22 protein-coding genes and 2 pseudogenes are annotated in these 19,650 nt (G+C 60.4%); 10 read left to right on the top strand and 14 right to left on the bottom strand.

Translation table 11 applies throughout. The annotated features are described in order from the left end of the window. Positions 1-101: 101 nt before the first annotated feature. Both F8N85_RS35940 and F8N85_RS35935 read right to left on the bottom strand, forming a co-directional pair. Positions 102-965: a methyl-accepting chemotaxis protein gene (locus F8N85_RS35940; protein WP_412072522.1), complete on the bottom strand. Its 864-nt coding sequence runs from the start codon at positions 963-965 to the stop codon at positions 102-104. Further along, positions 957-1,712 (bottom strand): annotated as a pseudogene (locus F8N85_RS35935) (MCP four helix bundle domain-containing protein); the annotation flags it as partial. The pseudogene F8N85_RS35935 and the gene F8N85_RS35940, both read right to left, overlap by 9 nt. A 290-nt stretch (positions 1,713-2,002) precedes the next feature. Here F8N85_RS35935 and F8N85_RS29845 point away from each other — a divergent pair. The 4 genes and pseudogenes from F8N85_RS29845 (at position 2,003) to F8N85_RS35925 (ending at position 4,581) form a co-directional block, all read left to right on the top strand. After that, positions 2,003-2,233, top strand: a complete 231-nt coding sequence (locus tag F8N85_RS29845) for a hypothetical protein (RefSeq protein WP_150807045.1) — start codon at positions 2,003-2,005, stop codon at positions 2,231-2,233. After that, the gene (locus F8N85_RS29840; protein ID WP_150807044.1) at positions 2,230-2,532 is read left to right on the top strand and encodes a cell division protein ZapA; all 303 of its coding nucleotides are present in this window, start codon (positions 2,230-2,232) and stop codon (positions 2,530-2,532) included. The genes F8N85_RS29845 and F8N85_RS29840 overlap by 4 nt, the downstream gene beginning before the upstream one ends. Before the next feature lie 111 nt (positions 2,533-2,643). Continuing rightward, positions 2,644-3,717, top strand: a pseudogene (locus F8N85_RS35930) (cache domain-containing protein); the annotation flags it as partial. 18 nt (positions 3,718-3,735) lie between these two features. Continuing rightward, entirely contained in the window at positions 3,736-4,581 is an 846-nt protein-coding gene (locus F8N85_RS35925; protein ID WP_412072521.1) for a methyl-accepting chemotaxis protein, read from the top strand. A 69-nt stretch (positions 4,582-4,650) separates the two neighbouring features. Here the strand turns inward: F8N85_RS35925 and F8N85_RS29830 are convergent, their stop codons facing one another. From F8N85_RS29830 to F8N85_RS29815, 4 genes are read right to left on the bottom strand one after another with little or no spacing between them, the layout of a single operon-like run. Continuing rightward, positions 4,651-4,956, bottom strand: a complete 306-nt coding sequence (locus tag F8N85_RS29830; RefSeq protein WP_150807042.1) for a DUF167 domain-containing protein — start codon at positions 4,954-4,956, stop codon at positions 4,651-4,653. A gap of 5 nt (positions 4,957-4,961) precedes the next feature. Then, complete coding sequence (locus tag F8N85_RS29825) at positions 4,962-5,552, bottom strand: YggT family protein (protein WP_150807041.1); 591 nt, start codon at positions 5,550-5,552, stop codon at positions 4,962-4,964. Positions 5,553-5,562: 10 nt separating this feature from the next. After that, the gene (gene proC, locus F8N85_RS29820) at positions 5,563-6,381 is read right to left on the bottom strand and encodes a pyrroline-5-carboxylate reductase (protein ID WP_150807040.1); all 819 of its coding nucleotides are present in this window, start codon (positions 6,379-6,381) and stop codon (positions 5,563-5,565) included. A 24-nt stretch (positions 6,382-6,405) separates the two neighbouring features. Further along, complete coding sequence (locus F8N85_RS29815; protein ID WP_150807039.1) at positions 6,406-7,110, bottom strand: YggS family pyridoxal phosphate-dependent enzyme; 705 nt, start codon at positions 7,108-7,110, stop codon at positions 6,406-6,408. Between the two features lie 57 nt (positions 7,111-7,167). Here F8N85_RS29815 and F8N85_RS29810 point away from each other — a divergent pair, with 57 nt between their 5' ends. Continuing rightward, positions 7,168-8,202 carry a type IV pilus twitching motility protein PilT gene (locus F8N85_RS29810; RefSeq protein WP_150807038.1) on the top strand — a complete coding sequence of 345 codons (1,035 nt, stop codon included), beginning with the start codon at positions 7,168-7,170 and terminating at the stop codon, positions 8,200-8,202. 180 nt (positions 8,203-8,382) lie between these two features. On the opposite strand, the gene F8N85_RS29805 is transcribed toward F8N85_RS29810, so the two are convergent. Continuing rightward, the gene (locus F8N85_RS29805) at positions 8,383-9,000 is read right to left on the bottom strand and encodes a C40 family peptidase (protein ID WP_150807037.1); all 618 of its coding nucleotides are present in this window, start codon (positions 8,998-9,000) and stop codon (positions 8,383-8,385) included. 250 nt (positions 9,001-9,250) lie between these two features. Between F8N85_RS29805 and F8N85_RS29800 the strand changes: the two genes are divergently transcribed. Then, the gene (locus F8N85_RS29800; RefSeq protein ID WP_150807036.1) at positions 9,251-9,670 is read left to right on the top strand and encodes an NINE protein; all 420 of its coding nucleotides are present in this window, start codon (positions 9,251-9,253) and stop codon (positions 9,668-9,670) included. A 172-nt stretch (positions 9,671-9,842) separates the two neighbouring features. Here F8N85_RS29800 and F8N85_RS29795 read toward each other — a convergent pair whose 3' ends face one another. The 7 genes from F8N85_RS29795 to gshB all read right to left on the bottom strand — a co-directional run bounded on the left by F8N85_RS29795 (position 9,843) and on the right by gshB (position 15,818). Then, positions 9,843-11,114, bottom strand: a complete 1,272-nt coding sequence (locus F8N85_RS29795) for a dihydroorotase (protein WP_150807035.1) — start codon at positions 11,112-11,114, stop codon at positions 9,843-9,845. Then, positions 11,111-12,115, bottom strand: coding sequence for an aspartate carbamoyltransferase catalytic subunit (locus tag F8N85_RS29790; protein ID WP_150807034.1), 1,005 nt, complete (start codon positions 12,113-12,115; stop codon positions 11,111-11,113). The genes F8N85_RS29795 and F8N85_RS29790 overlap by 4 nt, the downstream gene beginning before the upstream one ends. A 12-nt stretch (positions 12,116-12,127) precedes the next feature. Continuing rightward, positions 12,128-12,631, bottom strand: coding sequence for a bifunctional pyr operon transcriptional regulator/uracil phosphoribosyltransferase PyrR (gene pyrR, locus F8N85_RS29785; protein ID WP_150807033.1), 504 nt, complete (start codon positions 12,629-12,631; stop codon positions 12,128-12,130). A 121-nt stretch (positions 12,632-12,752) separates the two neighbouring features. Further along, positions 12,753-13,190: a Holliday junction resolvase RuvX gene (gene ruvX, locus F8N85_RS29780; RefSeq protein WP_150642382.1), complete on the bottom strand. Its 438-nt coding sequence runs from the start codon at positions 13,188-13,190 to the stop codon at positions 12,753-12,755. Beyond that, positions 13,190-13,759, bottom strand: coding sequence for a YqgE/AlgH family protein (locus F8N85_RS29775; protein ID WP_150807032.1), 570 nt, complete (start codon positions 13,757-13,759; stop codon positions 13,190-13,192). Before F8N85_RS29775 ends, ruvX begins: the two co-directional genes overlap by 1 nt. Positions 13,760-13,887: 128 nt before the next feature. Next, positions 13,888-14,787, bottom strand: coding sequence for an energy transducer TonB (locus F8N85_RS29770; RefSeq protein WP_150807031.1), 900 nt, complete (start codon positions 14,785-14,787; stop codon positions 13,888-13,890). 77 nt (positions 14,788-14,864) lie between these two features. After that, positions 14,865-15,818 carry a glutathione synthase gene (gshB, locus tag F8N85_RS29765; RefSeq protein ID WP_150807030.1) on the bottom strand — a complete coding sequence of 318 codons (954 nt, stop codon included), beginning with the start codon at positions 15,816-15,818 and terminating at the stop codon, positions 14,865-14,867. Positions 15,819-16,044: 226 nt separating this feature from the next. Here gshB and pilG point away from each other — a divergent pair, with 226 nt between their 5' ends. The 4 genes from pilG (at position 16,045) to F8N85_RS29745 (ending at position 19,626) form a co-directional block, all read left to right on the top strand. Next, complete coding sequence (gene pilG / locus F8N85_RS29760; RefSeq protein WP_150807029.1) at positions 16,045-16,452, top strand: twitching motility response regulator PilG; 408 nt, start codon at positions 16,045-16,047, stop codon at positions 16,450-16,452. Between the two features lie 43 nt (positions 16,453-16,495). Next, entirely contained in the window at positions 16,496-16,861 is a 366-nt protein-coding gene (gene pilH, locus F8N85_RS29755) for a twitching motility response regulator PilH (RefSeq protein ID WP_150642387.1), read from the top strand. Positions 16,862-16,871: 10 nt separating this feature from the next. Beyond that, positions 16,872-17,411, top strand: coding sequence for a chemotaxis protein CheW (locus tag F8N85_RS29750; RefSeq protein WP_150807028.1), 540 nt, complete (start codon positions 16,872-16,874; stop codon positions 17,409-17,411). A gap of 154 nt (positions 17,412-17,565) precedes the next feature. Beyond that, positions 17,566-19,626: a methyl-accepting chemotaxis protein gene (locus tag F8N85_RS29745; protein WP_150807027.1), complete on the top strand. Its 2,061-nt coding sequence runs from the start codon at positions 17,566-17,568 to the stop codon at positions 19,624-19,626. Positions 19,627-19,650: the final 24 nt, after the last annotated feature.

Here is a 19,650-nt window from a genome sequence, read left to right as displayed (position 1 = left end):
GCCTGCGGGGGGTTGCATGCGCCCATACCCTTGCAGGTGCATGCAGTCGGCGTAGGAGCTGCCGAAGGCTGCGATCTTTTCCGCAGCAGCGCGGTATCGAATTACAAACTAAACCGCCCAACCATGCTGTTCAGGTCCACCGCCAAACGCGACAACTCGTTACTCGCCGCGCTGGTCTGGTTGGCACCAGTGGCCGATTGCACCGACAGGTCGCGGATGTTTACCAGGTTACGGTCGACTTCGCGGGCCACTTGCGCCTGTTCTTCGGCGGCGCTGGCGATCACCAGGTTGCGTTCGTTGATTTCGACGATGGCGCTGTTGATGGTGTCCAGCGACAAGCCGGCACCCTTGGCGATGTTCAGTGTCGACTCGGCGCGCTCGGTGCTGTTGCGCATCGAGTTGACGGCGTGCTCGGTGCCACTCTGGATGCTGCCGATCATCCGCTCGATTTCACTGGTGGACTGCTGGGTGCGGTGCGCCAAAGCACGAACTTCATCGGCCACCACGGCGAAACCGCGGCCGGCTTCACCGGCGCGTGCGGCTTCGATTGCCGCGTTGAGGGCGAGCAGGTTGGTCTGGTCGGCGAGGCCGCGAATCACGTCCAGCACCTTGCCGATGTCCCGCGACTCTTCCGCCAGGGCGCCGATCAGGGTCGCGGTGCTTTGCACGTCGCCGCTCATGCGTTCGATGGCGCTGACAGTTTCCTGCACCAGATCACGGCCATCGCCGGCAGAGGTGGTGGCATTCTTCGAGGCTTCGGAGGTGCTCACCGCATTACGCGCGACTTCTTCCACGGCGCTGGTCATTTCGTTGACGGCGGTGGCGGCCTGTTCGATCTCGTTGTTCTGCTGGGTCAGGCCGCGAGCGCTTTCGTCGGTGACGCTGTTCAGTTCTTCAGCCGCGGATGCCAACTGGGTGGCCGAACCGGAAATCCGTTGCAGGGTGTCGCGCAGCTTTTCCTGCATCTTCGCCATGGCCAGTAACAGGCGACCGGCTTCATCGTTGCCGTCGACCTCGATCGGTCGGGTGAGGTTGCCTTCGGCGATTGCTTCGGCGGCGTTCAAGGCGTTGGCAATCGGTTGGGTGATGCTGTTGGTCAGTAACCAGGCGAACAGCAGGGTCAGACCGGTGGCAATCACCAGCAGTGCGACCACCAGGTCGAAGGCCGAGGAATATTGGTCGGCAGCTTTTTGGTTGGTGTCGACGGTCTGCTGGGTGTTGATTTCCAGTAAACGATTAAGCGCAGTGTTGATCGCTTCGGAGTTGTTCAGCAGATCGGTGTTCAGCAGGTTACGCAGTTCATCGACCTGATTGTTGCGCGACAAGCTCTTCATACGGTCTTCAAGCTGACGGTACTGGCCGAGTAGTTGCACATACTGATCGTAGGCCGCGCGTTCCTGCGGGCTGGTGATGAGCTTTTCGTAGAGGGTCTGAGTGGCACGGATCTGCTGGTTGCGTTGATCAAACAGCTCGAGGGTCTGTTGCTGCACGTCCGGTTCACGGTTGAGCAGCAAACGGTTGGACAGCACCCGCAGACGCAAGCTCAGTTGGGTGAAGTCGTTAAGGCTTCTGATACTCGGCACGCTGTTCAGAGTGATGTTTTCACCGGCCGCGCGGATTTTGCTCATCTGGTTCAAGGCAAACACACCCAGGACCAGCATCAGGCTGCCGATCAAGGCAAAGCCGAGAAACGCCCGCGGTGCGATATTCATATTGCGAAGGGACATGGAGATTACCGGAGAGGCGCGTTCGCGCGTGGTGCCAGGACTGGGCATCTATGATCTATCGGTCCTACGACTAAAGTCTTGAGCCCCTGCGCGTTTTTGTCGCAGTCGGTGCGGTACGACGAAGTGTCTGGAACCAGATAGAGGAATCGCAGTCTTTAAAGCTTGCGAGCAAGGTCGCCGCCAGGAAAATCAAGGCATCCGGCCCGGATAACCCTGGCATCCGTGGTGACTTTTCTTTATCGTACGCGCCCTCTGAAAATGCCGAGAAATTAAAAATGTTAGAAGCATCCCTAAGCCAATTGGAACAACTGGTCAGCGAACTGGTGCAACAGAACCAGGAGCTGCTCGGCACGAACCAGACCCTGAGCGCGGAACTGGCCCAGGTCAAAGACGAAAATGAAAGCCTGCAACTGAGCCTGATGGAACAGGAAGAAAAGCAGGGTGCCACCGCCGCACGTATCCAGGCCCTGGTTGAGCGCGTCAGCGCCGGGCCTGTCAGCGCATGAAACAGGGCGCCGAAGGGGTAAAAGTCGTCTCGATTCTCGGGGAAGACTATTCAATCAAGGCGCCGGCCGGGGAAGAGCAGACCCTGCTGGACGCCGCATTAATGTTAAAAGCCGCCTTGGCTGACACCAAGAAGAAGTACCCGACCCTGATCGGTGACAGGTTATTGGTGCTGGCAGCGATGAATCTGTGTTCGCAGCAGATCGATATGCAGAAACGGCACAAGCAGGAACTCGACCGTTACCAAGAGCAAGTCAGCGCCACGGTTGAAGTGATTTCACGGACGATCGGCCAGGGCTGATCAAATTGAACACAACCAGAGAATAGGCCGTCGAACAAACTGTTTATCAGTTTGTATACAATCGGCACGGCTGTTGCAGTGTTTCAGCCTCTTATTCTTTGGGGGTGTTCCATGCAGTTCTGGCGGCGCAGTATTCAGTGGCAGTTGATCCTCGGCATGGGCACCGCCCTGCTGGTCAGCATTCTGATCGTGGTTGGCATTTATACCCTGGTGGTCAATCGCCTGACCCAAAGCTATCTGGTCGAGAAAGCGCTGCCATCCAGCATCGAAGCGATGCGTAATGACATCGAACGGATTCTGGTCCAGCCGCTGACCGCCGCCAAAGACATCGCCAGCAACAGCATGGTGCGCGAATGGCTGGCCGGAGGCGAGCACAGTGCCCAGACCCCTGGCTTCGTCAGCTACCTGGAAGGCATCCGCGCCGAGCACAAAGCCTTTACCGCACTGATCGCCGGCTCCGAGTCGAGCCACTATTACACCGAAAAAGGCCTGGATCGGACCCTGAGTCGAGCCAACCCCACCGATGCCTGGTTCTATTCCTTCCTCGACAGCAACCAGCCGCGAACCTTGAACATCGACCAAGACACCCGCACCGGTGAGCTGGCGCTGTTTATCGACCTCAAGGTCGAACAGGCCGGCAAAGTGGTGGGCGTCGCCGGACTGGGCTTGAGCATGCGCGAGCTCTCGGAATTGATTCACAACTTCAGCTTCGGCGAGCGCGGCAAGGTCTACCTGGTGCGTTCCGACGGTTTGATTCAGGTGCATCCAGAGGCTCAATACAGCGGTAAACGTCAGTTGGCCGAGCAGATCGGCAGCCCGGCGGCGCTGGCGGTGATGGGCCATCAAGGGCTGAGCAGCAGCGACTTTGTCCGTGAGGGTGAAGATTTCCTGGCCCTGAGTCTGCCGCTGCGGGATTTGGGCTGGACGCTGGTGGCCGAAGTGCCGCAGTCGCAGATCTACGCCCAGGCCCGACAAGCGATGTGGCTGACCAGTGTCATCGGCTTGGCGGTGGCGCTGGTCTGCCTGTTATTGGTGGTGCTGCTGGCGCGTGGACTGCTGCGGCCGATTCGTCAGGTAACAGCGGCGTTGGTGGCGATTGGTAGCGGAGGTGGCGATTTGACCCAGAGGTTAGATTCTTCCCGGGCCGATGAGCTGGGTGATCTGGCGCGTGGATTCAATCGCTTCCTTGACAGCCAGCGCGAGATGATCGGCGAGGTCCTTGCCACCAGTGAGCGGCTGCGCACTGCGGTGGGGCAGGTCGCCCTGGTGGTCGATAACACCGCCGAACGCTCCGGCCGGCAGCAGGAAATGACTGACATGGTCGCCACCGCCGTGCATGAGATGGGCCTTACGGTGCAGGAAATCGCCCAGAACGCCGGCAACGCCGCCGTCGCCTCGCAAACCGCCCGCGATGAAGCCTTGCAGGCGCGCGAGGTGGTTGGTGGTTCGATCCGGTATATCGAAAGCATGTCCGAGGAAATCGGCATCGCTGCCGGTGCGGTGGGCGAACTGGCGACCCAGGTGGCGTCGATCGATCAGGTGCTGGCGGTGATTCGTGGAATCTCCGAGCAGACCAATCTGCTGGCGCTGAACGCAGCGATCGAAGCGGCGCGAGCGGGGGATATGGGCCGTGGTTTTGCGGTGGTGGCCGACGAGGTGCGAACCCTGGCCCGGCGAACCCAGGCGTCCACCGATGAAATCCAGCAGATGATCCAGAGCCTTAAACAGGGCGCGGAAAACGCCGTGTCGTCGATGCACTCCGGGCAGGCCGCGACCGGCACCGGGGTTGAGGCGAGCCAGCGCACCGGGGTTTCACTGAAGGCGATTACCGGTCAGGTCGAGCGCATCAGCGACATGAACCAGCAGGTGGCCACCGCCACCGAAGAGCAGTCGGCGGTGACGGAAGAGATCAACCGCAACGTGCAAGGTATCTCTGACCTGGCCCGGGCCACAGCGAGCGAAGTACGAGCGTGCCGTGAGGACTGTCAGACCCTGCAACGTCTGGCCGACGATCTGGCGCGACAGATGGGCGGGTTTCGGTTGAGATAGGACGCGGCAGGTGTGGGGCGGCAAACGCCGACCCGTCCTTGCGAGGAACCAGGCCTGGCCTCGAGAAAGTTACCCGGAGTGTGCGGGCGGCGGCGTTAACCCCGGTAAATCCGGAAGCTTCTTCGGCGACTGCAAGCGCACGCGCTTTTGCCGATTCAGCTCGCCGCTGAGCAAGCTGACCTGGCTCTTCGAGATGCCGAAGGCCTTGGCCAGAAACGCCATCAGGTGCGCATTGGCCTTGCCTTCCACCGGCGGGGCGGTGAGCCGGATCTTCAAGCGCTCACCGTGCAGGCCTGCGAACTCATCGCTGCTGGCCTTGGGTTGCAGGTGGCAATCGAGGATCAGGTCCTCGCCGTCCCAGCGGAAATAGCTCATCCGGGTCAGATCAGCAGACGCAGGATGGCCGGCATCATGGTCATGGCGGCGAGGTTGTTGATCACCAGCATGTCCAGCAGCTTGAGCACGATGAACGCAAGGATCGGCGAAATATCCAGGCCACCCAGGTTTGGCAGAATCTTGCGGAACGGCGCCAGGGCCGGCTCGCAGATCTGGTTGACCAGTTCGGCGCCCGGGTTATGACTGGCCGGAGCGACCCAGGAGAGGATCACGCTGATGATCAGGGCGAAGAAGAAAATCTTCAGGAACAGCGCCGTCACGCCAATGAGCGACCAGACCAGCAGTTGCAGCGGGTTGCCGATGGTGCCGTAGGTCAGTAGCAGGGTCAGGGCCATCAAGGCCAGCTGCACGATGATCGCCAATACCAGCGAAGACATGTCCAGGCCGAACATGCTCGGAATGATCCGGCGCAGGGGCTTGAGCAGTGGTTGGGTGGCTTTCACCGTGAACTGGCAGAGCGGGTTGTAGAAGTTCGCCCGCACCAGTTGCAGCACGAAGCGCAGCAGCACGATCAGCAGGTACAGACTGCCGAGGGTTTGCAGCACGTAAACCGCTGCAGTGTTCAATCCAATCATTAGTGGCTCCTTATTGACCCAATTGTTCGGCCATCTCGGCCGAGCGGTGCGCAGCGGCACCCAGTGCTTTTTCTACCAGGGCTTCGAAGCCACCGGCCTGGAACGACTTGATGGCGGCTTCAGTGGTACCTGCCGGTGAGGTCACGCGGCGACGCAATTCAGCGGCGTCGACATCACTGGTCACGGCCATGTGCGCGGCGCCCAGGGCGGTTTGCAGGGTCAGTCGAGCGGCGGTTTCCCGTGGCAGGCCGAGCTTCTCGCCAGCGGCGGTCATGGCTTCGATCAGCAGGAAGAAATACGCCGGGCCGCTGCCGGAAACCGCGGTAACGGCGTCCAGTTGCTGTTCCTGCTCCAGCCACAGCGCAATGCCGACGGCTGAAAGCAGGTCTTCGGCTTGCTGACGCTGTGGGGCAGAGACTTCGTCAGTGGCGTACAGGCCGCTCACGCCCTGGCGCAGCAGGGCTGGGGTATTGGGCATGCAGCGCACGATCGGCTGGGCGCCGAGCCAGTTGTTCATGCTGGCGCAAGTGATACCGGCGGCGATGGACACTACCAATTGATTCGACTTGAGACTTGGACGCAGGCCCTGGCAAACGGCTTTCATCATCTGGGGTTTGACCGCCAGTACGATGACGTCGGCGCCTTCAATGGCTTGTGCGTTGTCGGCGAACAGTTCGATGCCGTGTTCGGCATGAACCCTGGCACGGGTTTCGGCGCCTGGATCACTGGCGCGGATCTGCGCCGCATCCAGCCCCTTGGCGCGCAGGCCGCCGATCAGGCTGGCGGCCATGTTGCCGGCACCGATAAAGGCAATACGAGTCTTGCTCATGAGAGGTCCTTATAGAGAGGTGAGTCAGCCACGTTCAGGGCTGGCCATATGACCATAATCGCGCGCACCAAACAGTGCGGTACCTATTCGTACCCAGGTGGCGCCCATGGCGATGGCCGACTCGAGGTCGTGGCTCATACCCATGGAAAGTGTGTCGAGTGACAGATTCAGGCTGGCTTGAAGGTGTTGCACGGCAGCAAAGGCGGCGTCCTGGACGGCGCGATCTTCAGTCGGCTCGGGGATTGCCATCAAGCCGCGCAGTTTCAAGCGCGGCAAGGCGTTGATGGCACTTGCCAGTGCAGGCAGGTCGGCCGGGGTGCAGCCGGATTTGCTGGCTTCACCGCTGACGTTGACCTGAATGCAGATGTTCAGGGGTGGCAGTTCGGCAGGGCGTTGTTCGGACAAGCGTTGTGCGATTTTCAGACGATCCACTGAGTGCACCCAGGCGAAGTTCTCGGCGATAGCGCGAGTCTTGTTCGACTGAATGGGGCCGATAAAGTGCCAACTCAAGGGCAGGTCGGCCAATTCGAGCTGTTTGCCCAGTGCTTCCTGCAGATAGTTCTCGCCGAAGTCGCGAATCCCGGCAGCGTAGGCTTCGCGCAGCGCCTCGGCGGGCTTGGTCTTGCTCACGGCCAACAGATGAACGCTGTTCGCGTCACGTTGTGCGGCGAGTGCCGCGGCCTGAATCCGCGTCTGAACCAGAGCGATGTTGTCTGCTATTGTGGACATTCAATGTGCGCCAACGGGTCTGAGGTTCGCGGCATTCTACTGGAATTGGGGAGCACTATGGATATCACTGAACTGCTGGCCTTCAGCGCCAAACAGGGTGCGTCCGACTTGCACCTCTCCGCGGGCTTGCCGCCGATGATCCGGGTCGATGGCGATGTGCGGCGGATCAACTTGCCAGCGCTGGACCACCCGCAGGTTCATGAGCTGATCCACGCCATCATGAACGACAAGCAACGGGCGGACTTCGAAGAGGAGCTGGAACTCGACTTTTCCTTCGAGGTGCCCGGAGTGGCGCGCTTTCGGGTCAATGCGTTCCACCAGAATCGCGGCGCTGGCGCGGTGTTCCGAACCATTCCGTCGAAGGTCATGAGCCTCGACGAGCTCGGCATGGGTGAAGTGTTTCGCAAGATTACCGAGGTGCCACGGGGGCTGGTGCTGGTCACCGGGCCAACCGGCTCGGGCAAGTCGACCACCCTGGCGGCGATGATCGATTACCTGAATAACCAGCGGCATCAGCATATCCTCACTATTGAGGACCCCATCGAGTTCGTCCACGAATCGAAGAAATGCCTGATCAATCAGCGAGAGGTGCATCGCGATACCCGAAGTTTTGCTTCTGCGCTGCGCTCGGCCCTGCGCGAAGACCCGGACGTGATCCTGGTGGGCGAGATGCGCGACCTGGAGACCATCCGCCTGGCGCTGACCGCGGCGGAGACCGGGCATCTGGTGTTCGGCACGCTGCATACCACGTCCGCGGCGAAAACCATCGACAGGGTGGTGGATGTGTTTCCGGCGGATGAGAAGTCGATGGTTCGTTCGATGCTGTCCGAGTCGTTGCAGGCGGTGATTTCGCAAAGCCTGATCAAAAAGATCGGAGGCGGCAGGGTCGCGGCTCACGAAATCATGATCGGTACCTCGGCGATCCGCAATTTGATTCGCGAAGACAAGGTCGCGCAGATGTATTCCTCGATACAGACCGGAAGTTCGGTTGGGATGCAAACCCTGGATATGTGTTTGAAGGATTTGGTGGCAAAGGGCTTGATCAGCCGCGAGCATGCGCGGGAGAAAGCCAGGATGCCGGATGGGATTTGAAGTCGGGTGAAGGACCTGTGGCGAGGGGGCTTGCCCCCGCTCGGCCGCGTAGCGGTCGTAAAGCGGCTGACGCGTAACATCTGACGAAACAGGTTGCAGGTTTCAGGACTGCTTCACAGTCCAACGGGGGCAAGCCCCCTCGCCACAAGTGCTCGCCTTCAGGAGGCGGGAACTTTCAAATCAACGCTGAGCCATCCGCAAGGTGGTCGACTCTTTCGGCAGCACCCGCTTGGCGACCACATAGTGGCTTTGCCAGAAAGGCTTCTTCAGCGTATCGATGGACACCGACTTGCCGCGACGCGGTGCATGGATGAATCGGTCATTGCCCAGGTAGATGGCAACGTGATTGACCCTGCGGCTCTTGAGTTTGAAGAAGATCAGATCGCCAGGCTTGAGGTCCTTGCGGTCGACTTTCTGCCCGTGACCGCTGGCCATGGCATTCGATGTACGCGGCAGATCGACTGCGGCGACATCGGTAAAGGCGTATTTCACCAGACCGCTGCAGTCGAAACCTTTACTTGGGCTGCTGCCGCCCCAACGATAAGGTGTACCCAGCACATTGACGGCGCGGCTCAGCACATTACTGCTTTGCTTGGTCGGCATCGGCGGGACCAGCGTGCTTCTCTCGACCTTGCTCAAGTAGGTTGAGCGTTTGATGGCTTGTTTGGTGGCTGACGATGTATGGGACTTTTCGGTGTAACCATTAACGTTTGGAAGACGTTGCTCACGGTTGGTGGCGTGGGCGGCCAGAGGCAATAATAGGCAAATGGTTAGCCATGTCTTGAAAAATGAACGCATTAGGCAAGGCTCTATGTAGTTGGCGCGCAACTTTATAACAGCTTTTTGGTCCCTCCCGAGGCCGCTGGTCGATTCAACCTTGGGGTCAAGTTCGCCAAATGTGTGGCAAATTGGCGCAATTGTCTGACACAAGTCAGACGCTATAAGGCTTTGCGCCATGTCCGGGGTTCGAGAACCACACGTCGGCTCGACACAAAAAAGTCACAAAAAAACTGAAAAAATTTATCTATCGTGTCCAAAGAGGGAACCCATGAACAGCTATCGACAGGATTTTTCACCGCAGGATACGCACAGCAAGGTGATTGGCTACCTGCTGTGGATTTTCGGTTTTACCGGTGCTCACCGCTTTTATTACGGCAAACCGGTGACCGGAACTATCTGGTTTTTCACCTTGGGTTTGTTAGGGATCGGCTGGCTGATCGACGTGTTCCTGATCCCGGCGATGGACCGCGAAGCTGACCTGCGATTCACCGCGGGTCCGATCGAGTACAACGTCGCTTGGCTGTTGCTGGCATTCCTCGGGGTGTTCGGCGTGCATCGCATGTATCAGGGCAAGTGGATTACCGGGTTTCTTTATCTGCTGACCGGCGGATTTTTCCTGATCGGCGTGTTGTATGACTTCTGGACCTTGAATGACCAGATTTCCATCAGGAATGCCGAGCGCCGTTGATTAACCGCGTTTGCAGGCGATGATCCGGGTGGACGCGAAAAGATCGTCCGATCGCGGCCCGAGCCATCGGCAGCTCCTACAGAGAACTGCGTATCACCATGATTTCAAAGGTGTACGCGGTCCCGTAGGAACTGCCGCAGGCTGCGATCTTTTGGAAAAGCTGGTCATTAATTCAACGCTGGTAGCTGATCCGCCCATCCACCAGCGTGTATCGCACGGTCGCCGGCAAGCTATGGCCGAGGAACGGGCAATTTTCGCCCTTGGACTGCCAGGCTTCACCGGCAACCGTCGAGGCGGCCATATCGAACAGCACCAGGTCAGCCGGCCCACCCACCGCGAGCTTGCCGGCCGGCAGGCGCAGTGCTGCGGCCGGACCGGCACCGAGGCGTGCCAGCAGCGTTGGCAGGTCGAGCAAACCGTCTTCCACCAGGGTCATGGCCAATGGCAATAGCAGTTCGACGCTGCTGATCCCCGGTTCAGTCGCACCGAACGGCGCCAGCTTGGCGTCCCGCTCATGGGGCTGGTGATGACTGGAAATGGCCTGGACCACGCCAGACTTCACCGCCTCGCGCAGCCCATCGCGGTCGGCGCGGGTGCGCAGCGGTGGTTGCACGTGGTACAGGCTGTTGAAATCGATCAGTGCTTCGTCCGTCAGAATCAGCTGATACAGCGCCACATCGGCGGTTACCGGCAGCCCGCGCGCCTGGGCCTGAGCGATCAGGGCCACCCCTCGGGCGCTGGTCAGCTGGCTGAAGTGCGCGCGCACGCCGCTTTGCTCGACCAACAGCAGATCCCGGGCCAGGGCCACGGTTTCGGCGGTTTCCGGAATTCCTGGCAAACCGAGGAAGCTGGCGGTCGGGCCTTCATGGGCCAGGCCACCCTCTGCCAGATCATGGTCCTGCGAGTGGAAGATCACCGTCAGATCGAAGGTCGCTGCATATTCCAGTGCCCGGCACAGGGTGCGGGTGTTGCGGAAATTATCCAGGCCGTTGCCGAACGCGACGCAACCGGCATCGCGCAAGGCAATCAGCTCTGCCAGTTGTTCGCCTTCCAGACCTTTGCTCAACGCGCCGATCGGGAAAACTTTGCAATTGCCGGCTTCGCGAGCGCGATCAAGGATCAGTTCGGCCACAGCCGAAGTATCCAGCACCGGTTTGGTCCGGGGCGGGCAGCACAGGCTGGTAACGCCACCGGCCGCTGCGGCCTGGGTTTCGCTGGCAATCGTGCCTTTGCGGCTGTAACCCGGTTCGCGCAGGGCGACGCTCAGGTCGACCAGGCCGGGGGCGGCCACCAAGCCTTTGGCGTCGATGGTGTCGACGGCGACGAAACCGGCCGGAGCGGCGCCAATGGCGACGATCTTGCAGGCTTCGACGTGGATATCGGTAACTTGATCCAGGCCCGTGCCTGGATCGATGACGCGGGCGCCGAGGATGCTGAGCTTCACTGGGCGTTCTCCTGCTCGAATTGACGCTGGGCAGTTTGCCCGCTCATGGCCATGGACAGCACGGCCATACGTATCGCGATACCGTAGGTCACCTGGTTGAGAATCACCGAGTGCGGACCATCGGCCACCGCCGACTCAATCTCCACCCCACGGTTGATCGGCCCCGGGTGCATGACGATGGCATCCGGCTTGGCACCGGCCAGGCGCGCGGTGGTCAGGCCGAACAGGCGATAGAACTCGCCCTCGCTCGGCAGCAGGCCGCCCGTCATGCGTTCGCGCTGCAGGCGCAACATGATCACCACATCCACATCTTTCAGACCTTCGGTCATGTCGGTGTAGACCTTCACGCCGTATTGCTCGACGCCGATCGGCAGCAAGGTTTTCGGCGCGATTACGCGAATGTCCGGGCAACCCAGGGTTTTCAGCGCCAACATGTTCGAGCGGGCAACCCGCGAGTGCAGGATGTCGCCGACGATGGCCACCGAGAGGTTTTCAAAGCCGCCCTTGTGCCGACGGATGGTCAGCATGTCGAGCATGCCCTGGGTCGGGTGGGCGTGCCGGCCATCGCCGCCGTTGATGATCGCCACTTGCGGGCAGACATGTTCGGCGATGAAGTGCGCGGCACCGGAGTCACCGTGGCGCACGACGAACATGTCGGCGGCCATGGCCTCAAGGTTGCGCAGGGTGTCGAGCAGGGTTTCGCCCTTGCTCGCCGAGGAGGTCGACACGTTTAGCGTGATGACATCCGCCGACAGCCGCTGGGCTGCCAGTTCAAAGGTGGTCCGGGTGCGGGTGGAGTTCTCGAAGAACACGTTGCACACGGTCTTGCCGCGCAACAACGGGACTTTTTTCACCGCCCGGGCGCCGACTTCGAGGAAGGAGTCGGCGGTGTCGAGAATTTCCGTCAGCAACTCGCGGCGCAAACCGTCGAGCGAGAGGAAGTGGCGCAACTGGCCCTGATCATTGAGCTGCAGCGGGCGCTTGGTATTGAGAGGCGTCATCGCAATGGACTCTTAAAGGGCGAGGTCTTGGATTTCGAGCTGGAGCTCGGGGCCGGACAATTTTACCCGCTCGTGAGCGGCCAGTGACAACGTGGCGCCGAGCACATTCGGTCGGATCGGCAGTTCGGCGGCGTCCAGGTCCAGCAGGCAGACCAGGGTCACGCTGGCCGGGCGGCCGTAATCGAAGAGTTCGTTGAGTGCGGCGCGGATGGTCCGCCCGCTCATCAATACATCGTCGATCAGCACCAGGTGCTGGCCTTCGATCTCGAACGGCAGCTCTGAAGGGCGCACTTGGGGGTGCAGGCCACTTTGGCTGAAGTCGTCGCGGTAGAAGGAGACGTCCAGCGTGCCCAGTGGCGAATCGCTGCCCAGGGCTTCCAGCAAGGCTTGGGCAACCCAGATGCCACCGGTGCGGATGCCGATGTAGCGCGGTTCGCTGATGCCGCGGTGGGCCAGATGGGCCTTGAGATCGACGGCCATCTGGCTGATCAGTTCGACGGGATTGGGCAGGCTCATGGTTGCTCCTTCATGGGCCCGAGCCGGGTTCTGCGCAGTGAGGCTCGGGTTGTAGACAGGTTCGTGTGTAGCCAGCAGGTGTGTGGCCGATGGCAGCCACCCACCTTCAGGATTCGGTTTTTCAGGATTCGAACAACGCTGAATTTTCGTCGAGCCAGCCTTGCAACAGCAGGGCTGCGGCGATAGCGTCGACCGGGTTGTCGCGGTAGCTGCCCTTCTGGCCGCCCCGGGCCAGGCGTTCGCCCTTGGCCTCGAAGGTAGTCAGGCGTTCATCGTGGGTATAAAAGGGCAGGTTGTAGCGGCCATTCAGGCGCCGGGCAAATTTCTCGGCGCGTGCGCACATGTCGCTGGGTGTACCGTCCATGTTCAGCGGCAGGCCGACGACCACGGCGTCGGGCTTCCACTCCTTGATCAGCGCTTCGACCTGATTCCAGTCGGGAATGCCGTTCTGCGCCTTCAGGGTGCAGAGCTCGCGAGCCTGGCCGGTTATCACTTGGCCGACGGCGACGCCGATTTGTTTGGTACCGAAGTCAAAACCCAGTAGTAACCGCAAGGCCATCAGGCGTGTCCCGCCTGACTGGTCAGCAGGCTCAAGTTGATGCCCAGACGTTTGGCGGCGGCTTCCAGACGCAGTTCGCTGCTGGTGTTGAACAGAATGTCAGCGTCGAACGGGCAAGTCAGCCACGCGTTCTCGGCCAGTTCGGCTTCCAGTTGCCCGGCTTCCCAACCGGCATAACCGAGGGCAATCAGGCTCTTTGGCGGGCCAACCCCATCAGCGATGGCAAATAGCACGTCCTGGGAGGTCGACAGCGCCAGGCCATCGAGCTCGACCGTGGCCTGGTAGGTCGAACCGCTGGGATGCAGGACAAAACCGCGGTCGGTCTGCACCGGGCCGCCAATAAAGATCGGCACATGCTGGCAAAGCGGAGGCGGCTCGATATCAGGGCGCAATTGTTCGAGGATGTCCGCCAGGTTCAGGTCCTGTGGACGATTGACCACCAACCCCATGGCACCATTGGCAGTGTGCTCGACGATGTAGGTCAAGGTATGCGCAAAGTTCGGGTCGGCCATATGTGGCATGGCGATCAGGAATTGATGCTTGAGGTAGCTGGGGTTGACGTTCTTCATGTGCGCTAGTGTGGCGTTGGTGGGGCGAGCTGACAAGCTGGAGATGCACAGGAAATGGCGATCGGATTCATCTCCGGACCCCTTTGTGGCGAGGGAGCAAGGTTCGGCGCAAGCCATAAAACCTTCGATCAGTTACTAAACAACCTGTCCCCACGGGCAAACTTCCAGGTGCGGATGATTTCCAGGCGGTCGATATCCGACAGGTCGCCGCTGAACGGTGCAAAGGGCGCCGCCAGTCGGACGATTCGCTGCGCGGCCTGATCCAGCAGCGGTTGCCCGGAAGATTCCAGTACCAGCACCTCATACAGCGAGCCATCGCGGTTGATCGAGACCATCAGTCGCAAGTTGCCGTAGATCTGCTTGCGTCGGGCCTCGTCGGGGTAGTTGAGGTTGCCGATGCGCTCGACCTTCTTGCGCCATTCGTCCTTATACCAGGCGCCTTTGTCGCGCATGGTCGAGGCGGCACTCAGACGATGGATGCGCGGGCGTTTGGCATACAGCTGCTGCTCATTGGCCAGCTCGGCTTCCAGGCTGGAGATCTCGCTGGACAGCTGCGAGCTATCGAAAGTTGGTGTAGCGGCCGGGGGCTTGGGCTTGGTCTTGACCTCTTCACGCGTGGTGACGGTCTTCTTCGGCGTCGGTGCGGTGGTGGCGACTGCGGCTTTGGGCGAGGCGGCCTTGACCTCGGGTGGCGCCGAGGGCGGTGGCGTGACTTTTTTCACCGTGTTGTCCTGGAACGGCGCAACTTCGGTGGTTTTCGGAATCGCCTTTTTGTCCAGGGTGCCACTGCCTTGCTGATTTTCCTGGGCGAGGAAGTCGGCCTTTTTCGGCTGGGTTTCGCTTTTGAAGGTAGCGAGGGTGATTTCCAGGGTCCGGCTGATCTGTTTGGGTTCGACGAAGGTAAAACCCACGCCGAGGATCAGCGCCAGGTGAATCAACGCCGCGAGAAACAGGGTAAATCCGAGGCGATCGGCCGGGCGTACGCCGCTATGGGAGAGTTCGGGGGGCAGATCGGCGGGGACTGTCATATCAACAAAACCAACATCGCGCGTTTCACAGGCGGCGCATGATAACGCAATGTTGGTTTCACCTTGGGAGTTCTGGATCAACGAGCCTTTAGCTTCAGATCGATGGCATCCATCAGCATGCCGCCGATATTGGTGCCATAGGCGTTGTCGATCTCGCGAATACAGGTCGGGCTGGTGACGTTGATTTCCGTCAGATGCTCGCCAATCACGTCGAGGCCGACAAACAGCAGGCCTTTTTCGCGCAGGGTCGGACCGACCTGCGCGGCGATCCAGCGATCTTTCTCGGTCAGCGGACGCGCTTCACCACGGCCACCGGCGGCGAGGTTGCCACGGGTTTCGCCGGCTGCCGGGATTCGCGCCAGGCAATACGGCACCGGCTCGCCATCGATCATCAGGATGCGTTTGTCGCCGTCCTTGATCGCCGGCAGGTAGCCTTGGGCCATGATTTGTTGCTTGCCGTGCAGGGTCAGGGTTTCGAGGATCACCGAGAGGTTCGGGTGACCGGCGGTGTGACGGAAGATCGATGCACCGCCCATGCCGTCCAGCGGCTTGAGAATCACATCGCCGTGATGGTCGGCGAATTCGCGCAGGATGTCCGGGCGACGGCTGACCACGGTCGGCGGCGTGCACTGCGGGAACAGCGTGGCAAACAGCTTTTCATTGCAGTCACGCAGGCTCTGCGGCTTGTTCACTACCAGCACGCCAGCGCTTTCGGCCTGTTCCAGCAGGTAAGTGGAATAGACAAATTCCATGTCGAACGGCGGATCCTTACGCATCAGGATCACGTCCAGCTCGCTCAGGGCGCTGTCGGTTTCCGCTTCCAGTTCGAACCATTTCTCGGGGTTGGCGAAGACTTTCAGCGGACGCATCCGCGCCCGCGCTTCACCGGCAGCCTGATACAGGTCGCGCTGCTCCATATAGAACAGCGTCCAGCCGCGCTCCTGGGCGGCAAGCAGCATGGCCAGCGAGCTATCCTTTTTGTAGGAGATGCTGGCAATGGGGTCCATGACAATCCCGACGCGAACGCTCATGGGTGATTCCTCTGGAAAATTGGGCGCTGAAAAGTGGCGTCAGAGTGGCGCCCGGCTTGTTCCCGGTCAAGGAAAAACCACCTTGCGGGTCGGCCGATAGATTGAACCTTGCGACTGTGCTAAAAAGGCTCCCATGCGGCGCCGAGCCCTTGAACATCAAGGGGTTCGAGCTCTGGTAACCCGTGCATGGATAAAAACGATTCGCTGTGGCGATGGTAGAGCAGATATGGAACAGCATTCCAGCGCCTTGAAAGTCATGGTGATCGACGATTCGAAGACGATTCGCCGCACCGCCGAAACGCTGTTGAAAAACGTGGGTTGTGAAGTGATCACGGCGGTCGATGGTTTCGATGCCCTGGCCAAGATTGCCGACAATCATCCCGGGATTATCTTCGTCGACATCATGATGCCGCGCCTGGATGGTTATCAGACTTGCGCACTGATCAAGAACAACAGTGCGTTCAAGTCCACGCCGGTCATTATGCTGTCCTCCAAGGACGGTCTGTTCGACAAGGCCAAGGGGCGGATCGTCGGCTCTGACCAGTTTTTGACCAAGCCTTTCAGCAAGGAAGAACTGCTGAGCGCGATCAAGGCCCATGTGCCGGGTTTCGCTGCAGTAGAACAAGCACATTGACGTCCGGCCAGCGGGCCGCACGCCTACTCGAATGGGGAAGACCATGGCACGTATCCTGATCGTCGATGACTCGCCGACTGAAATGTACAAACTGACTGGCATGCTGGAAAAGCACGGCCATGAAGTGTTGAAGGCTGAAAACGGCGCCGACGGCGTGGCCCTGGCGCGCCAGGAAAAACCCGATGCCGTGCTGATGGACATCGTCATGCCTGGCCTCAATGGTTTCCAGGCAACTCGCCAGTTGACCAAAGACCCGGATACCGGGCACATCCCGGTGATCATCATCACCACCAAGGATCAGGAAACCGACAAGGTCTGGGGCACCCGCCAAGGCGCCAAGGACTACCTGACGAAACCTGTGGATGAAGAAACCCTGATTAAAACCTTGAATGCGGTCCTGGCCGGCTGACGGCGCTCGTATGACCGAGTCGCAAACGGCTTTCGAGCTGCTGCTGGAGATCGACCACCGCTGTCGCCTGCTGGCGGCGGATTTGCCGTCTCAGGAAACCCGCCAGCAGAGCTGGAGCGGGATCGGCTTTCGTATCGGCGAATGCTGGTACGTCGCGCCGATGGGCGAAGTCAGTGAGGTGCTGCATGAGCCGCGTTATACCGTACTGCCCGGGGTAAAACCCTGGGTCAAAGGTGTGGCCAATCTGCGTGGAAGGCTGTTGCCAATTATGGACCTGTGCGGTTTCTTCGGCCACGAGCTGTCGACAGTGCGCAAACAGCGACGGGTGCTGGTGGTCGAGCACCAGGACGTATTTGCCGGTTTGCTGGTGGATGAAGTGTTCGGCTTGCAGCATTTTGCACAGGACTGTCTGGAGTCGGTGGCGGCGCAGGCGCTGGAAGGCGCGATTGCACCGTTCGTGAAGGGGCAGTTCCAGCGCGAGCAACTCTGGCGGGTCTTCAGTCCGTTCGCCCTGGCGCGGTCGCCGGGGTTTATGGATGTGGCCCTGTAAAAAGAGGTCTTCTCATAGACTTTCGGCGCGTTCGGCATCGCCAGGATCACAGCCTGCGGCAGCTCTTACGCCGTACGCGATACCTGTAGGAGCTGCCGTAGGCTGCGATCTTTTAAGGCGGCCACAGAGAATTTAGCTGTTTAGGCGAATACCGATGATAAAAGCAAAAACAGGCAAGCCAATGGAAGGGTCGCGCAGCCGTTCGCAGATCATCGTGCTGTTCATGGCACTGATCGTGTTCATCATGCTGCTGTTCGCCAATTTTGCCTATCTCAACACCCAAGCCAATTACGACAAGCAGTACATCGGCCACGCCGGTGAACTGCGGGTGCTGTCCCAGCGCATCGCCAAGAACGCGACCGAAGCGGCCGCCGGAAAGGCTGCGGCATTCAAGCTGCTGAGCGACGCGCGCAACGATTTTGCGCGACGCTGGGGTTACCTCAAGAAAGGTGATACGGCCACCGGCCTGCCCGGCGCGCCCCGGGAAGTGCGTCCGGAAATGCGTGCGGTGCAGCTGGATTGGGAGCGTTTGCTGAAAAACACCGACGCGATCCTGTCCAGTGAGCAGACCGTGCTGTCCTTGCACCAGGTCGCGGCGACACTGGCCGAGACCGTGCCGCAATTGCAGGTCGAATACGAAAAAGTCGTGGAGATCCTGCTGCAGCGCGGGGCACCCGCCAGCCAGGTAGCCGTGGCCCAGCGGCAGACGCTATTGGCCGAACGCATTCTCGGTGCGGTGAACACAGTGCTGGCCGGTGACGACAATGCGGTGCAGGCCGCCGATACCTTTGGTCGTGATGCGGCACGTTTTGGTCAGGTGCTCAACGGCATGCTGCAAGGCAATTCAGCGTTGAAAATCAGCCAGGTCGAGGACCGCGACGCCCGTTCCCGGCTGACCGAAATTGCCGAGCTGTTCGAATTCGTTTCGGGCTCGGTGGATGAAATCCTCGAAACCTCGCCCGAACTGTTCAAGGTCCGGGAGTCGGCGAGCCACATATTCAGCCTCTCGCAAACCCTCCTCGATGAAGCCTCGCTGCTGGCCACCGGTTTCGAAAACCTGGCGGCCGGGCGCACCACTCATACCATCGGCGGTTATGTGCTGGGCCTGGCGGCGTTGACCTCGATCATTCTGATCGGGCTGGTGATGGTTCGTGAAACCAATCGCCAGTTGCGCGAGACCGCCGAGAAGAACGAGCGTAATCAGAACGCGATCATGCGTCTGCTCGACGAGATCGAAGACCTGGCCGACGGTGACCTGACGGTGACCGCCTCGGTGACCGAAGACTTCACGGGCACCATTGCCGACTCGATCAACTACTCGGTCGATCAATTGCGCGACCTGGTGGCAACCATCAACCTCACCGCAGGCCAGGTCGCCGCCGCTGTGCAGGAAACCCAGGCCACCGCGATGCATCTGGCGCAGGCCTCCGAGCATCAGGCGCAGCAGATCAGCGAGGCGTCGGCGGCGATCAACGACATGGCCGAGTCCATCGATCAGGTGTCCGCCAACGCCGCAGAGTCGTCGGCGGTGGCCGAGCGGTCGGTGGAGATCGCGAACAAGGGCAACGAGGTGGTGCACAACACCATTCACGGCATGGACAACATTCGCGAGCAGATTCAGGATACGGCAAAACGAATCAAGCGCCTGGGTGAGTCTTCCCAGGAAATTGGCGACATAGTCAGCCTGATCGACGACATTGCCGATCAAACCAACATTCTCGCGCTCAACGCGGCGATTCAGGCCTCCATGGCCGGTGACGCGGGGCGCGGCTTCGCGGTAGTCGCCGATGAAGTCCAGCGGCTGGCGGAGCGCTCGTCGGCCGCCACCCGGCAAATCGAGACCCTGGTACGGGCGATCCAGACCGATACCAACGAAGCGGTGATTTCCATGGAGCAGACCACCACTGAAGTGGTGCGCGGCGCGCGACTGGCTCAAGATGCCGGAGTCGCTCTGGAAGAAATCGAAGGCGTGTCGAAAACCCTGGCGGCCTTGATCCAGAGCATTTCCAACGCGGCGCAGCAGCAGACGTCCTCGGCGGGTCAGATATCCTTGACGATGAACGTGATCCAGCAGATAACCACGCAAACCTCGTCCGGTTCGACCGCCACCGCCGAGAGTATCGGCAACCTGGCGAAAATGGCCAGTCAGCTGCGGCGTTCGGTGTCCGGTTTCACCTTGCCTGCCGCATCGGAGCCGGCAGCGGATAAAGCGTGAGCAGTGCATGCCGGGTATGAAAAC

It is taken from the genome of Pseudomonas fluorescens (assembly GCF_902497875.1).
GTDB classification, from domain to species: domain Bacteria; phylum Pseudomonadota; class Gammaproteobacteria; order Pseudomonadales; family Pseudomonadaceae; genus Aquipseudomonas; species Aquipseudomonas fluorescens_BR.
Note: the sequence above shows the minus strand (reverse complement) of the source record. Positions and strands in the feature narration are given on the sequence as shown.

What these genes read in the sequence shown, in the direction of transcription:
- pilG (WP_150807029.1), top strand. Translation starts at nt 16,045, where the DNA reads ATGGAACAGCATTCCAGCGCCTTGAAAGTCATGGTGATCGACGATTCG.
- pilH (WP_150642387.1), top strand. Translation starts at nt 16,496, where the DNA reads ATGGCACGTATCCTGATCGTCGATGACTCGCCGACTGAAATGTACAAA.
- F8N85_RS29840 (WP_150807044.1), top strand. Translation starts at nt 2,230, where the DNA reads ATGAAACAGGGCGCCGAAGGGGTAAAAGTCGTCTCGATTCTCGGGGAA.
- F8N85_RS29790 (WP_150807034.1), bottom strand. Translation starts at nt 12,115, where the DNA reads ATGACGCCTCTCAATACCAAGCGCCCGCTGCAGCTCAATGATCAGGGC.
- ruvX (WP_150642382.1), bottom strand. Translation starts at nt 13,190, where the DNA reads ATGGCCTTGCGGTTACTACTGGGTTTTGACTTCGGTACCAAACAAATC.
- F8N85_RS29775 (WP_150807032.1), bottom strand. Translation starts at nt 13,759, where the DNA reads ATGAAGAACGTCAACCCCAGCTACCTCAAGCATCAATTCCTGATCGCC.
- F8N85_RS35940 (WP_412072522.1), bottom strand. Translation starts at nt 965, where the DNA reads ATGCAGGAAAAGCTGCGCGACACCCTGCAACGGATTTCCGGTTCGGCC.
- proC (WP_150807040.1), bottom strand. Translation starts at nt 6,381, where the DNA reads ATGAGCAAGACTCGTATTGCCTTTATCGGTGCCGGCAACATGGCCGCC.
- F8N85_RS29805 (WP_150807037.1), bottom strand. Translation starts at nt 9,000, where the DNA reads ATGCGTTCATTTTTCAAGACATGGCTAACCATTTGCCTATTATTGCCT.
- F8N85_RS29745 (WP_150807027.1), top strand. Translation starts at nt 17,566, where the DNA reads ATGATAAAAGCAAAAACAGGCAAGCCAATGGAAGGGTCGCGCAGCCGT.
- F8N85_RS29845 (WP_150807045.1), top strand. Translation starts at nt 2,003, where the DNA reads ATGTTAGAAGCATCCCTAAGCCAATTGGAACAACTGGTCAGCGAACTG.
- F8N85_RS29770 (WP_150807031.1), bottom strand. Translation starts at nt 14,787, where the DNA reads ATGACAGTCCCCGCCGATCTGCCCCCCGAACTCTCCCATAGCGGCGTA.
- F8N85_RS29815 (WP_150807039.1), bottom strand. Translation starts at nt 7,110, where the DNA reads ATGTCCACAATAGCAGACAACATCGCTCTGGTTCAGACGCGGATTCAG.
- F8N85_RS29810 (WP_150807038.1), top strand. Translation starts at nt 7,168, where the DNA reads ATGGATATCACTGAACTGCTGGCCTTCAGCGCCAAACAGGGTGCGTCC.
- pyrR (WP_150807033.1), bottom strand. Translation starts at nt 12,631, where the DNA reads ATGAGCCTGCCCAATCCCGTCGAACTGATCAGCCAGATGGCCGTCGAT.
- F8N85_RS35925 (WP_412072521.1), top strand. Translation starts at nt 3,736, where the DNA reads ATGATCGGCGAGGTCCTTGCCACCAGTGAGCGGCTGCGCACTGCGGTG.
- F8N85_RS29830 (WP_150807042.1), bottom strand. Translation starts at nt 4,956, where the DNA reads ATGAGCTATTTCCGCTGGGACGGCGAGGACCTGATCCTCGATTGCCAC.
- gshB (WP_150807030.1), bottom strand. Translation starts at nt 15,818, where the DNA reads ATGAGCGTTCGCGTCGGGATTGTCATGGACCCCATTGCCAGCATCTCC.
- F8N85_RS29825 (WP_150807041.1), bottom strand. Translation starts at nt 5,552, where the DNA reads ATGATTGGATTGAACACTGCAGCGGTTTACGTGCTGCAAACCCTCGGC.
- F8N85_RS29750 (WP_150807028.1), top strand. Translation starts at nt 16,872, where the DNA reads ATGACCGAGTCGCAAACGGCTTTCGAGCTGCTGCTGGAGATCGACCAC.
- F8N85_RS29800 (WP_150807036.1), top strand. Translation starts at nt 9,251, where the DNA reads ATGAACAGCTATCGACAGGATTTTTCACCGCAGGATACGCACAGCAAG.